The organism is Porphyromonas bobii (genome assembly GCF_943169685.1).
In the GTDB taxonomy this organism is placed as follows: domain Bacteria; phylum Bacteroidota; class Bacteroidia; order Bacteroidales; family Porphyromonadaceae; genus Porphyromonas; species Porphyromonas pasteri.
Genome location: NZ_CALPBU010000005.1, coordinates 147,902 through 161,861, shown reverse-complemented (window position 1 = coordinate 161,861; position 13,960 = coordinate 147,902). Strand labels below are relative to the sequence as shown.

The window sequence follows — 13,960 nt, the reverse complement described above, 5'->3', positions numbered from 1 at the left end:
CAGTACTGGTCACACCGCGGATCAGTACTGGTCACTAATGTCTACCAGTACTGGTCGATGCAGCGACCAGTACTACTTCATTTTCCCTCCTCGGTGAGCAGCGGGCAGCGAGCGTGGCGATTGGCTTGTGTGATAGTGTCCTAAGCAGTGCTGCCAAGGCATCGTGATTTCGGCTACGGAAGTAGGGGAGAGGTTATGGCTTTTCATACCGTTTGGAGGGCGCTGTTTGTCCCGCATTTGCACTGGAAAAGCGGCTTAGGTGAATGTGCGTTGCACGAATTAGGGGAAAATGTGTACTTTTGCCCGTATTTATAACGCTCGTGTGGGGGCCTTTCCTCCACCTCTAATAAGAGCTCTATTACTATAGGTGTCCGGGCTGTGGCGCTCCTTGCGATCGCAGCTCCCCGACCCAGTCCGCCCATCGCGCGCTCCACGATGAGAGCGCCCGTGAGGTGCCCGTTTAGCACTATGGGCGGATGCTTGACAGATATAAGATGAACTTACTTGAGCAGAAATTAGCATCCTTTACCGAGCCCCAGAAGGCTCAGGCTGCAGGGATTTATCCCTACTTCCGAAAGATAGAAAGCGACCAGGATACCGAGGTCGTCATCGATGGCCGTAAGGTCCTCATGTTCGGGTCGAACTCGTACCTCGGACTGACGAACCACCCCGAGATCAAGGCTGCTGCTATCGCCGCTACGGAGAAGTATGGTACGGGATGTGCAGGGAGCCGCTTCCTCAACGGTACCCTCGATACGCACCTTGAGCTGGAAAAGCAGCTGGCTGCCTTCGTCGGCAAGGAAGATGCCATCATCTTCTCCACGGGCTTCCAGGTCAACCTCGGGGTCATCTCCTGCCTCCTTGGCCGTGAAGACTATATCATCTGGGATGCACTCGATCACGCTTCGATCATCGAGGGTATCCGCCTCTCTCCCGCTAAGAGCCTCCGCTACAAGCACAATGATATGGAAGCTCTCGAGCGTCGCCTCAAGCAGTGTGACCCCGATCGCATCAAGCTCGTCGTCGTCGACGGTGTCTTCAGCATGGAGGGTGACCTGTGCAACCTCCCCGAGATCGTGCGTCTGGCGAAGAAGTACAACGCCTCGGTGATGGTCGACGAAGCTCACGGCTTCGGCGTACTCGGTGACCACGGTCGCGGTACGTGTAACCACTTCGGTCTGACCGATCAGGTCGACCTCCTTATGGGTACCTTCAGTAAGAGCTTCGCCTCTCTCGGTGGCTTCATCGCTGGTAGCAAGGTGCTCATCAACTATCTCCGCCACCACGCTCGCTCCTATATCTTCAGCGCCAGCTGTACGCCAGCCTCGACGGCTGCTGCCTCTAAGGCTCTGGAGATCATGCTTCGTGAGCCTGAGCGTGTGGAGTCGCTTCGTGAGAAGACGGCTTACTGCCTGGATCGCTTCCGTAAGCTGGGCTTCGAGATCGGTAATACCTCGACGCCTATCATCCCACTCTTTATCCGTGATAATGAGAAGACCTTCCGCGTGACGGCTATGCTCTTCGAGGAAGGTGTCTTCGTCAATCCCGTCGTGGCTCCTGCTGTCGCTCCTGGCGATACGCTGATCCGCTTCTCGCTCATGGCTACCCATACCTATGAGCAGCTTGACCGCGCTATCGAAGCGCTCGTCAAGGTCTTCAAGGCCCTGGACATTCCGCTCCATCCTCAGGCTTAGAGACAGCGCCACACGGACCAAGAAAAGATTATTACGGGTATCCTATCGAATAATAAATTCGGGGGGATACCCGTTAATCTTAGTAGATAGCTCATCTATCGACGATGTATGACTACTTCAAGCGCCCACCTAACTTCCCTCTTAGCTTTTATTGCACTTGTCCTGCTTAGCCCCAGCTGCCGAGCTGCCCACGATGGGCAGAATGGTGAGGAAGGTGATCAGGCTCGCGAGGGAGTCGTCAGCTATACCGAAGACTACTCTAAGGTCCCGCTCCCCCCACATACTTACCGCCTGACGCTCCCGCACGCCAGCCCCCTCGAGGACTACCGCGTGGAGCTGCTGCCTGCTCTGCCGAATACGGACCCGACGCACACCAGCATCGATGGGCGCTTCGTACCCAGTACCCAGGTAGATGTCTTCTCCTCCTACCGCTATCAGCATGGCGAGGGGATTATCTCGGCCTTCGACAAGCCTATCGAGGGTCTGGATCCTAAGCCCTTCCTCTATGGTGAGCCCCTCCTTCTTCCCTTCCGAGGCAATAAGGAGCTGGCCATCACGACCAATGATAGTGTGCGCGTCGTCTACCGTATCTGGCGCGCTATGGGCAAGGCGACGAAGGTCAGTCCAGACTCCGCTGCCAGTAAGCTTCCCCGTAAGCGAGGCTATACGGCCTACGTCATCACTGCTCCCGAGCGTCATAAGGGCAATAGCCCGGACTACTATATCGAGCTGATCCCGTGCATACGGAAGAAGGTCGACTGCAATATCCATGTACTGAGCGGAAAATTCGAGCTCGATATGGAAGCCGAAGGGCTGAACCTTCCCTACATCTTCAAGAGTGATGGCAAGACCATGTCCACACGTATGGGCTGCCCTGATGCTCGTATGGAAGAAAAGCTCATCCGGCATATGGGCCTCGTGGTCCTGCGTAATGCTGGCGAAGCGGTCACGGTGTATATACCCGATCGCTTCACGTTGCTCACCCGCTACTACCGTCCAGAGGGCAAGCGTGAGCTGCTGACCAGTGACAAACAGCCACAGCGCAATCTGAGTGCGCAGGTGGATGGTGATCAGAGATAATATCGTATCTTTGTAAAGGCGTTGTGCCTGACACGCGAAGATCTGTGTGCTGTGTGTCGGGCTTAAAAGGGAATCGAGTGAGAATCTCGAACAGTCCCGCTGCTGTATGTGCATCATACTGCTCCCTGCCGAGGGCTATGTCGAAGCCCTGACCACTGGAGGTTCTGTGTCTCTGGGAAGGGTGGCTGGGAGACAAGGTGCACGAGTCAGAAGACCTGCAACGCTCATTCAAAATGCTTCGAGGAAAGCTACAAGTATGGGTCTCTATGCTTGGAATTTATTCCCCAAAGAGGATGTCCGCTCTTTTGAATAAAGTGGGCAGTGGTACTTTTGCCGTAATGATTTAGTGGATATGCCTCAGGTGGCGTCCAGGACGGTGGGGAAACTCGCGGGTCAGGACTCCTGCCTGAGGCTTATTCGTTGTGATGCCGCAAGATGCTATATCTTTGTACTATAGCAGATGTCTAATAAGTAATCATCGACGTGGTAGATTCGACTTTGCCCAAGGAATTTTCGGTAGCCCTAAAGGGGGCGCTCTCCTTGTTTATCGTAGGGACGCATATCAGCTCGCTGTGCCAGCCTGATGAGGCGCTCCTGTGGCTACGTGTGTGTAATCTCCTCACACCGCTTGCCCTGGTCTTCTTCTTCTTCCTCTCGGGCTATGGGCTGATGACCCAGCTGCGTCTGCGTACCCTTCGTACACCTACTACGTCTCCAGCGACCCTATGGGCGGGCTGGCTCCCCCGAAGACTCTGGGGGCTCCTGAAGCCGTTCCTCTTCTTCTATGCTGTGGCACTCTTCTTCCTCTTTGCCGGAGAGGGATTTAATCATATTCCTCAAGCGCTGGAGCGACTTAAGTTTAACCTCTTGATTTGGAAGTTTGGCATTCCTGGCCCTGAGACGGCTGCGTGGTATCTCTTGGAATTGATACTGCTCTATGTGTTCTTCTACTTCTCCTTCCGATATGTCCGACGTTGGGGTAGGGCTGTACTCGTGCTCATCTTGCTTACGCTCCTCCTTATGTTAGCCGCATGGCAGGCCAGCTTCGGATACTACTGGCTTCGCTATCCCCTCAGCTTCTCTGTGGGCGTGGCCTATGCTATCTATGAGCGGAGTATATATAAGCAGATAAAGTCGTATCGCATCCTCTGCCTTCCTGCAGTACTACTTTTGATGGGGGTATATATATGGAGTGTGCTGACCTTCCCGAATCAGTCTATAGTGCTGATCTTCATCAGCCATCTTGCTTACTTCGCCCTGCCTGTGATGCTCACGGCTCTTAGCAAAGCTTGGGGGGCGACAGATTTATTTATGCGACGTGCGCACGGCCCCATTGGGAGTGCTCTGATGTGGCTCGGTGGTATATCGCTTGAGACCTACCTTCTGCACATGTCCTTCGTGAACTTCTTTAGGAGTCCAGTCGTCTATATTCAGTCGCCACTACTTTACCTTGTCGTGGTTTATACCGCCACTATATTCGGCGCCTATCTTATAGCTCGCTATCTCCGTGTCTTGGTGCGTGCTTGAGGTATTCTCGTTTTTGCTTTCTCCCCCTCTTCTCTTCTCGCTGATACAGCGATATGGTTAGCTATATATAGGTAGGTAGCCGCGCTGTGGTGCGTCAGTTTTGTGGTGTATGTACCTACTATGAGGTATATGCAGTGGTAGGATTATGCCTTTTTTTCGCTAATGTTAGTACGGCATATACCTAATTAAGCTATCTTTGTAGCGTGCATTGCATAAGGAGGTGCGTCCCGACACAGCTATGGGGCGCCCTAATGTCTTGCACGATAGCAATATATCTCCACAAGAAGACAATAACATAGAATCAATTAAATAGCAACTTTATGTCGTGGTTAATTAAATCTTCGATCGGGCGTAAGCTGGTCATGAGCATCTCAGGCCTCGCGCTTATCCTGTTCCTGACCTTCCACATGTCGATGAACCTTGTGGCGCTCTTCTCTGAAGAAGCCTACAACGCCGTGTGTGAGTTCCTCGGAGCTAACTGGTATGCCCTGGTCGCTTCGATGGGGCTGGCAGTCCTCTTCATCGTCCACATCGTCTATGCCTTCATCCTGACGCTTCAGAATCGCAAGGCTCGCGGTAACGACCGCTATGATGTCGTCGACAAGCCTAAGGGTGTCGAGTGGGCGTCGCAGAACATGATGGCTCTCGGTGTCATCATCGTCCTCGGGATCTTCCTGCACCTCTTCAATTTCTGGGCTAAGATGCAGCTCGCAGAGATCATCGGTCAGCATGACCTCGGTATCGATGGCGTCACTGGTCCTACGGACGGCGCTGGCCTGATCCGCTACACCTTCTCTAATCCCATCTTCGTAGTCCTCTACCTCATCTGGCTGGGTTCACTGTGGTTCCACCTGTCTCACGGCTTCTGGAGCTCACTGCACACCATCGGCTTCAACAACCGCGTCTGGTTTGAGCGTCTGCGTTGCATCTCCAACATCTATACGACGATCATCGTCCTCGGCTTCGCTGTCGTCGTGATCTATTATTTCATCCAAGCCCTCTGCGGGGGCTCCTTGTGGTATTGCTAACCACAGTTCATCCCACAAGTAAGCTATCCATACCTCTAAGATTATGTCTAAGATAGATTCGAAGATCCCCGCCGGCCCATTGGCCGAGAAGTGGACCTCCTATAAGGACCATCAGAAGCTCGTCAACCCTGCAAACAAGCGCCGCCTCGACATCATCGTCGTCGGTACGGGCTTGGCTGGTGCCTCCGCTGCCGCCTCGCTCGCTGAGATGGGCTTCAACGTCTTGAACTTCTGTATCCAGGACTCTCCCCGTCGTGCGCACTCGATCGCTGCTCAGGGGGGTATCAATGCCGCTAAGAACTACCAGAACGATGGTGACTCCGTCTACCGCCTCTTCTACGATACGATCAAGGGTGGTGACTACCGTGCTCGCGAAGCAAACGTCTATCGTCTGGCCGAAGTGGCTAATAGCATCATCGACCAGTGCGTCGCTCAGGGTGTGCCTTTCGCTCGCGAATACGGTGGCCTTCTCGACAACCGCTCCTTCGGGGGTGCACAGGTCTCTCGTACATTCTACGCTCGTGGTCAGACGGGGCAGCAGCTCCTCCTCGGTGCTTACTCTGCACTGAGCCGCCAGGTCGGTAAGGGCACGGTGAAGATGTACACCCGCCACGAGATGCTCGACGTCGTCATCATCGACGGCCGTGCTCGTGGTATCATCGCCCGTAACCTCGTCACGGGTAAGATCGAGCGCTTCGCTGCTCACGCTGTCGTCATCGGTACCGGTGGCTATGGTAACGCCTTCTTCCTCTCCACGAACGCTATGGCCTCTAACGGCTCAGCTGCTTGGCAGTGCTACAAGAAGGGTGCTTACTTCGCTAACCCCTGTATGGCACAGATCCACCCCACGTGTATCCCCGTCCACGGCGAATTCCAGTCTAAGCTCACGCTGATGTCTGAGTCGCTCCGTAATGACGGTCGTATCTGGGTGCCCAAGAATATCGAAGACGCTAAGAAGCTCCAGGCTGGTACGCTTCGTCCTACCGATATCAAGGAGGAGGATCGTGACTACTACCTCGAGCGCCGCTATCCCGCCTTCGGTAACCTCGTGCCTCGTGACGTCGCCAGCCGTGCTGCTAAGGAACGCTGCGACGCTGGCTACGGTGTCAACAACACGGGGCTGGCTGTCTTCCTCGACTTCTCCAGCGCTATCAAGCGTCTTGGTAAGGATGTCGTAGAAGCTCGCTATGGCAACCTCTTCCAGATGTACGAAAAGATCACCAACGACAATCCCTACGAGACGCCGATGATGATCTATCCCGCTATCCACTACACGATGGGTGGTATCTGGGTGGACTACGAGCTTATGACCTCTGTCCCTGGCCTCTTCGCCATCGGTGAAGCTAACTTCTCCGACCACGGTGCTAACCGCCTCGGTGCTTCGGCTCTGATGCAGGGGCTCGCTGACGGCTACTTCGTACTGCCCTACACGATCCAGAACTATCTGGCTGACCAGATTCAGGTCCCCCGCTTCAGCACGGACCTTCCTGAGTTCGACGAAGCAGAAAAGGGTATCCAGGATCGTATCGCTCGCCTGATGAGCATCAAGGGTAAGCAGTCCGTCGACAGCCTCCACAAGAAGCTCGGTCACATCATGTGGGACTTCGTAGGTATGGGTCGCGAGCGCGAAGGCCTCGAGAAGGCTATCGTCGAGCTCAAGGCTCTGAAGAAGGAGTTCTGGAGCGACGTCCGTATCCCTGGTAAGGCTGACGACCTCAACGTGGAGCTCGAGAAGGCTCTTCGTCTGGCTGACTTCATCGAGATCGGCGAACTCATGGCTCGTGACGCTCACGACCGTGAAGAGAGCTGCGGTGGTCACTTCCGCCTCGAGCACCAGACGCCCGAAGGTGAAGCCCTGCGTCACGATGATCAGTTCGCTTACGTCTCCTGCTGGGAGTACCAGGGCGAAGATCAGGATCCCGTCCTTCTGAAGGAACCTCTGGACTACGAGTTCGTCGTACGTCAGCAGCGTAACTATAAGAACTAACCCCAAGCCAACATCCACAATGGACAAGAATATAAATATCAAGGTTAAGGTCTGGCGTCAGCGTGGCCCCGAGGTAAAGGGTGCGTTCGAAACCTACGACCTGCAGAATATCTCTCAGGGTAGCTCCTTCCTGGAGATGCTCGATATCCTCAACGAGCAGCTCGTACGCGAAGGCAAGGAGCCCGTTGTCTTCGACCACGACTGCCGCGAAGGTATCTGCGGTATGTGCTCGCTCTACATCAATGGGCACCCCCACGGGCCCGATGATAGCATCACGACCTGTCAGCTGCACATGCGTCGCTTCAACGATGGCGACACGATCACCATCGAGCCTTGGCGCTCGGCTGGCTTCCCCATCATCCGTGACCTCATGGTAGACCGCTCGGCTTACGATAAGATCATCCAGGCTGGTGGCTTCGTGTCGGTCAATACCGGTGGTGTACCCGATGCTAACGCTATCCCCATTCCTAAGGCTAATGCCGACATGGCTATGGACGCTGCTGCTTGTATCGGTTGCGGTGCCTGCGCTGCAGCTTGTAAGAACGGCTCGGCTATGCTCTTCGTCTCTGCTAAGGTCAGCCAGCTGGCTCTCCTCCCACAGGGTCGTGTCGAAGCTGCCCGCCGTGCTAAGGCTATGGTCGCTAAGATGGATGAGTTGGGCTTCGGTAACTGTACGAACACTCGTGCTTGCGAAGTCGAATGCCCCAAGAACATCTCGATCTCCAATATCGCTCGTCTGAACCGCGAGTTCCTCGCTGCTAAGTTCAAGGACTAAGCTCCGAGACGAATCCCTCTCTTCGGCCTCCTGTGGCGGCTTCTCCCCCTTCGCGAGAGAAGTCATACAGAGCCGACTGCCATCGCTCTCTTCAGGATTCACCTCCTGGATTGAATAGGTTAGATTGGTGTAGTATCGCCCGCCCTCCTGAGCCCACGGCTCCCGAGGACGGGCGATCGCATTAGAGCCTCCCTGCGCTTCTCCTGCGGGGAGGCTTCTTTGTTTCCCCAAAAGGTGTTGACCGTACCTATAGGGGAGGGTGGTGCGAAGCTATATTGGTCAGCGGGCTGACCTATATAGGTCGCTTCATCGACCAATATAGCTTGCTGCTGCGTGGACCCATATAGCTCAGCCCGCTGACCAATATAGGTTCATCCGACCTCCGCCCCTGTACACGGCTGCGTATAGATAGTCCGAGGCCCTGCCGTGCATCGCACGGCAGGGCCTCGGACTGTATGGGGTAGGGCATATCTCAGCCTAACCCGCGGGTAGGGAGTCGTGGGGGCCTTACTTCATGATGAGGCTCTCGGAAGAGCGGAGGAAGGCGATGACCTGCTGGACTTCGGGGCCGTCAGGTACCTGCTCTTCGATCTGCAGGATGGCGTCGTAGAGGCTGATCTTACCATTGAAGACCAGGCGGTAAGCCATCGCGAGATGGCGCTGTGTGCGCTCGTCGATACCCGCCTTGGAGAGCATACCCGCATGGATCCCAGCGTAGACGGCAGGGTTGTCCTTGACGGTGATGAAGGGCGGTACGTCCTCGCCGAAGCGGCAGCCTGTGAGGATGAACGCCAGATCGCCGATGCGACAGCGGGGCTTGGCCGTGACGCCGCTGCTGAAGATCGAGCGGCTGCCGATGGTGCAGTCGCAGGCGATCTTGACCGCGTAGCCGAAGACATTCTGATCACCCACCTGACAGTTGTGCGAGATGTGGGTACCCTCCATAAGGATGTTCCCACTGCCGATGACGGTGGAGACGTCGCTGCGGGAGGCGCGGCTGATGACCACGTTCTCACGGATCACGTTGTTGTCGCCGATGATGAGTGTGGACTTCTCGCCCTTGTAGGAGAAGTCCTGGGGCGAGGCACCGAGCACGGCATTCTGATAGATGGTGTTGCCACTACCGATGTGCGTGCCATTCATCAGGCTGACGTGCGGGTAGATGGTGCAGTCGTCACCGATGACGACGTCGTCCTCGATGTAGGCGAAGGGATAGATCGTCACACGGGCGCCGATCTGGGCGCCAGGTGCGATGAAGGCTTGTGGACTGATCATAGCGATAGGGGATTACTGGGCACCTCCGCCGAGGGCATTATAGAGGTTCACGACGGCCTGCATCTTGCTGAAGCGGTCGCGTATCTGGGAGAGCTGAGCCTGCAGGAGTGCCTGCTGGGCGGTGATGACCTCGAGATAAGAGGAGGTCTTCCCCGTCTTGAAGAGGGTCTCGACGATCTCGACATTCTTCTCGAGGCTCTCGATCTGTAGGGTCTCGGCCTTGATCTTCGCCTCGGAGGCCTCATAGAGGGCGAGGGCATTGCTTACCTCAGCACCGGCATTGTAGAGGCTTTGCTGGAACGCCAGGCGTGCCTTCTCTTCCTCAGCCTCAGCGACACGAAGGCCTGCGACGAGCTTGCCACGGGCGAAGATAGGCTGTGCCAGCGAGCCAAGAGCCGAGGCGATGAACTTCATCGGGTTCGATACGGCCTGCCCAAGAGCGCCCGTCCAGCCTGCGCTCCCCGTGATGGTGAGCGAGGGGTAGAAGGCGGCACGTGCGCCATTCGTCTGATAGTAGCAGCTGGCCAGTGCCATCTCCGCTACGCGCACATCGGGGCGTGCCGAGAGTAGCTGAGCGGGTACGCCGACGGCGAAGGTGCTGGGGAGCTGCTGTGCCTCGAGCGTGGAGCGGCTATAGGCACGGGGCGACTCACCGAGGAGGAGGGCCAGCGCATTCTCCGTCGTGGTGATCTGGCGCTCGATCTCGGGGATGGAGGCCTCTACCTGATGGAGGTTGGCACGGGCGGACTGCACGGAGGACTCCATAGCACGGCCGAAGTCCTTCTGCGCCTGCATCACCTCGAGGGTGTGGGCGGCGAGCTCGGCAGCCGAGCGGGTGAGCTGGAGCTGGCGGTCAAGCATCAGCAGCGTGTAGTAGCTATTCGCCACGCTCGCGATGACACGGCTACGGACGAGCTGCTGGTAGGCCTGAGCGCGGAGGAGCTGGGCCTGCGTCGAGCGGGAGGCATTCAGTAGCGAGCCGAAGAGATCCACCTGCCAGCTGGCTTGCACGGGCAGCGTGTAGCTGTAACTGGCGGGTACGCCCTCGGTCTTACCTGCTGAGATCGAGGGAGCGAGCGTCAGCGAGGGGAAGAAGGAGAGGCGGGCGGCCTTGAGCTGGGCCTCAGCCTGCTGGGTGGAGAGGTTCGCCGAGAGCAGGTCGACATTCTGCTGGAGGGCCTTCTCGATGAGTGCCTGCAGGGGCGCATCGGTGAAGAGCGCACGCCAGGGCGTCTGCCCGAAGGACGTGGTGTCTTGGCTCAGCGTGTCGATCTTGTCGCCACGGTAGATGGAGGTATCTACCGTGGGACGCTGATACTTCTTGTAGACGCCACAGCCTGTGAGTGTGAGGCTGAGGGCGAGGAGGGGAAGGCTATGCTTGAGCGTCATCTTGTGAGTCGGTCTTGGAGGTGTTGGAGAACTGAAGGATCTCACCCGAGGGCTTCGAGGTGATGATGTCGTCGAAGCGTAGGGGCTTGAAGCGCTCCTGCAGGCTCTGGAAGACGACGAAGAGGGCGGGGACGATGAAGATCTGCAGGATCATCCCGATGAGCATCCCGCCGACGGTGCTGGCACCGAGCGTGGAGTTCCCGTTAGCCCCGACACCACTGGCGAACATCAGCGGCAGGAGTCCCACGATCATCGCGAGCGAGGTCATCAAGATGGGGCGCAGACGAGCCACCGCCCCGAGGATCGCACTCCACGTGACCGACATACCTGTGCGGCGGCGGTCCAGAGCGAATTCGACGATGAGGATGGCGTTCTTCGCCAAGAGACCGATGAGCATGATCAGAGCGATCTGCATATAGATATTGTTCGTATGCCCGAAGACATTCGAGAAGATGAAGGCACCCGCCAGCCCGAAGGGGATGGAGAGGATGACCGAGAAGGGCAGGAGGTAGCTCTCGTACTGCGCACTCAGGATGAGATAGACGAAGAGCAGACAGAGGCCGAAGATGAGCGCTGTCGTATCCGACGAGCCCTGCTCCTCACGCGTCAGACCCGAGTAGTCGTAGCCGTAGCCTGCCGAGAGCGTCGAGCTGGCGACCTCGGAGACGGCCTTCAGCACGTCCCCTGTGGCATAGCCTGGGGCGGGGGAGGCCATCACGTCGATAGAGGTGTAGAGGTTGAAGCGGTTCACGCTCGCAGGGCCGTAGACCTTCTCCGTGGTGATGAAGGAGGTGATAGGCGCCATCTCACCCGTGCCGGTACGCACATAGATATTGCTCAGGGCGTTGATGTCGAGGCGCTGCTCGGGGGCGGACTGCAGGAGTACGCGGTAGAGCTTACCGTAGCTATTGAAGTTCGCCACGTACATCCCCCCGAAGTAACCCTGTAGGGTGGAGAGGACGGTCTGCGGTGTCGTGCCGGCACGCATCGTGGCGGCTACGTCGACGTCGATGACGTACTGGGGGAAGCTGGGGTTGTACTGCGTCATCGCATAGGCTACCTCGGGGCGTGCATTGAGTGCGGCGAGGAACTTCTGCGTCTCGGCGAAGAACTTATCCAGCTCGCCACCCGTCTTGTCGAGCATCGTCAGCGACACGCCCGAGGCCATACCATAGCCCGGGACCATCGGTGGGGTCATCGCCAGCACGGAGGCATCCTTGATGGTAGCGCCATAGGCGAAGAGCTTGCCTGCGATCTCACTCGTCGTCGTCTTACGCTCACCGAAGGGCTTCATGCGGACGAACATCGAGGCATAGTTCGAGCCCGAGCCACCTATGAGGCTGAAGCCCGAGATGCTCATGACCTGCTCCACGCCGTCCTGTGCCTTCGCGACGTCGGCGACGTCCTTGAGCACCTTCTCCGTCTTCTCGCGGCTGGTACCTGGAGGTGTGGCGACGGTGACCATCACCGTACCCGTATCTTCCTGGGGCACGAGCTCGCTACTGGTGAACTTCATCAGGACGACCATGATGACGATACTTACCAGCACGATGATGCCCGAGGTGACGCGATGGCGCACGAAGAACTCGACCCCCTTGCGGTAGGGGCGCAGGACGCGATTCTCATACACAGCGTTGAAGGCCAGATGGAAGCGGTCGATGAAGCTGAGCTTCTTCCCCTCGTGACCCTTGTGGGGCTTGAGCAGAAGGGCGCAGAGCGTGGGGCTAAGCGTCAGAGCGTTGACGGCAGAGATGACGATAGAGACGGCCATCGTGACCCCGAACTCACGGTAGAACGTACCGCTGATCCCCGAGATGAACGACACGGGCACGAAGACCGCAGCCATGACGAGCGTGATGGAGATGATAGCGCCCGAGATCTCATGCATGGCGTCCATGCTGGCTGTGCGGGCGGAGTCGTAGCCCTCGTCCAGCTTGGCGTGTACGGCCTCGACGACGACGATGGCGTCATCCACGACGATAGCGATGGCGAGCACCAGTGCCGAGAGCGTGAGGAGGTTCAGCGAGAAGCCGAAGATCTGCAGGAAGAAGAACGTACCGACGAGCGACACGGGTACCGCGATGGCGGGGATGAGCGTGCTTCGGAAGTCCTGCAGGAAGATATATACGACGATGAAGACGAGTAGGAAGGCCTCGAGGAGCGTCTGGATGACATGCCAGATGGAGGCGTAGAGGAAGTCCGTGACGTCGAGGACGTAGGTCATCTTCATGCCGGGAGGGAAGTCCTTCTCCAGCTCCTGGATCTCGGCCTTGATGGCGGTGACGATGTCGTTAGCGTTGGAGCCTGCGATCTGCGAGACCATCCCCGTGACAGCGGGGTTGCCATCGGAGAGGGAGTTGATGCTGTAGCTGAGGGAGCCCAGCTCGATTTTCGCCACATCCTTGAGGCGGATGATGTTGCCCGCGTCGTCGGACTTGATGATGATGTTCTCGTACTCGGGGATGCTCTTCAGACGGCCCTTGTAGCGGAGCGAATACTCATAGGTGCGGTCACCTGATTCGCCGAGGCTCCCTGGGGCAGCCTCGAAGTTCTGTGCCGAGAGGACGCCTGAGACGTCGCTGGGGACGAGGGAATAGGCGCGCATCTTGTCGGGGTCGAGCCAGAGGCGCATGGCGTAGGTGCCTTGGCTGAAGGTATTTGCCGAGCCGACACCAGGCACACGCTTCAGCGCGGGCAGGATGTTGATGTCGGCGTAGTTCGCGAGGAACTGCGCATCGTAGCGCCCGTCTTCGCTCGTCAGCGAGTAGACGAGGAGCATGCTTGACTGGCGCTTCTGCGTCGTCACCCCGACGCGCACGACGTCAGCGGGGAGGAGGGCCTGAGCCTGCTGTACGCGGTTCTGCACGTTCACCGCTGCCATGTCGGGGTCGGTACCTTCCTTGAAGTAGACGGTGATGGAGGCGCCGCCCGAGTTCGTGGCGGTAGAGGTCATGTAGGTCATGCCTTCGACCCCGTTGATCTGCTCTTCGAGGGGGATGATGACGGAGTTGAGCACCGTCTGGGCGTCCGCACCTGCGTAGGCTGTGGAGACCTGTACGGTGGGCGGTGCGAGGTTGGGGTACTGCTCGATAGGCAGCTGTATGAGCCCGATGACCCCGAGGATGACGATGATGATGGAGATCACCGTCGAGAGCACGGGGCGGGTAATAAATCTATCGAAATTCATTGCTCTATATGCTTCCGG

9 protein-coding genes and 1 riboswitch are annotated in these 13,960 nt (G+C 57.4%); of the genes, 6 read left to right on the top strand and 3 right to left on the bottom strand.

Annotation, left to right across the window (positions count from 1 at the left end):
• Nucleotides 1–494 precede the first annotated feature (494 nt).
• The 6 genes from spt (at nucleotide 495) to KO088_RS06275 (ending at nucleotide 8,091) form a co-directional block, all read left to right on the top strand.
• A complete protein-coding gene (gene spt, locus KO088_RS06300) occupies nucleotides 495–1,694 on the top strand; it encodes a serine palmitoyltransferase (protein WP_215494033.1) in 1,200 nt (399 codons plus the stop codon).
• Between the two features lie 108 nt (nucleotides 1,695–1,802).
• Complete coding sequence (locus tag KO088_RS06295) at nucleotides 1,803–2,774, top strand: ecotin family protein (protein WP_215494032.1); 972 nt, start codon at nucleotides 1,803–1,805, stop codon at nucleotides 2,772–2,774.
• Between the two features lie 4 nt (nucleotides 2,775–2,778).
• A riboswitch (cobalamin riboswitch) is annotated at nucleotides 2,779–3,011 on the top strand.
• A gap of 261 nt (nucleotides 3,012–3,272) precedes the next feature.
• Nucleotides 3,273–4,301: an acyltransferase family protein gene (locus KO088_RS06290; protein WP_215494031.1), complete on the top strand. Its 1,029-nt coding sequence runs from the start codon at nucleotides 3,273–3,275 to the stop codon at nucleotides 4,299–4,301.
• Nucleotides 4,302–4,621: 320 nt separating this feature from the next.
• The gene (locus tag KO088_RS06285; RefSeq protein ID WP_044123973.1) at nucleotides 4,622–5,329 is read left to right on the top strand and encodes a fumarate reductase; all 708 of its coding nucleotides are present in this window, start codon (nucleotides 4,622–4,624) and stop codon (nucleotides 5,327–5,329) included.
• Between the two features lie 43 nt (nucleotides 5,330–5,372).
• A complete protein-coding gene (locus KO088_RS06280; protein WP_215494030.1) occupies nucleotides 5,373–7,316 on the top strand; it encodes a fumarate reductase/succinate dehydrogenase flavoprotein subunit in 1,944 nt (647 codons plus the stop codon).
• 19 nt (nucleotides 7,317–7,335) lie between these two features.
• Nucleotides 7,336–8,091: a succinate dehydrogenase/fumarate reductase iron-sulfur subunit gene (locus tag KO088_RS06275; protein WP_009432722.1), complete on the top strand. Its 756-nt coding sequence runs from the start codon at nucleotides 7,336–7,338 to the stop codon at nucleotides 8,089–8,091.
• A gap of 507 nt (nucleotides 8,092–8,598) precedes the next feature.
• Here the strand turns inward: KO088_RS06275 and lpxA are convergent.
• The 3 genes from lpxA to KO088_RS06260 are packed head-to-tail and all read right to left on the bottom strand — an operon-like array spanning nucleotide 8,599 to nucleotide 13,942.
• Nucleotides 8,599–9,366, bottom strand: coding sequence for an acyl-ACP--UDP-N-acetylglucosamine O-acyltransferase (gene lpxA, locus KO088_RS06270; protein WP_044115717.1), 768 nt, complete (start codon nucleotides 9,364–9,366; stop codon nucleotides 8,599–8,601).
• Nucleotides 9,367–9,378: 12 nt separating this feature from the next.
• Nucleotides 9,379–10,755, bottom strand: coding sequence for an efflux transporter outer membrane subunit (locus KO088_RS06265; protein WP_044115716.1), 1,377 nt, complete (start codon nucleotides 10,753–10,755; stop codon nucleotides 9,379–9,381).
• Entirely contained in the window at nucleotides 10,739–13,942 is a 3,204-nt protein-coding gene (locus KO088_RS06260; protein WP_215494029.1) for an efflux RND transporter permease subunit, read from the bottom strand. The genes KO088_RS06265 and KO088_RS06260 overlap by 17 nt, the downstream gene beginning before the upstream one ends.
• Nucleotides 13,943–13,960 lie beyond the last annotated feature (18 nt).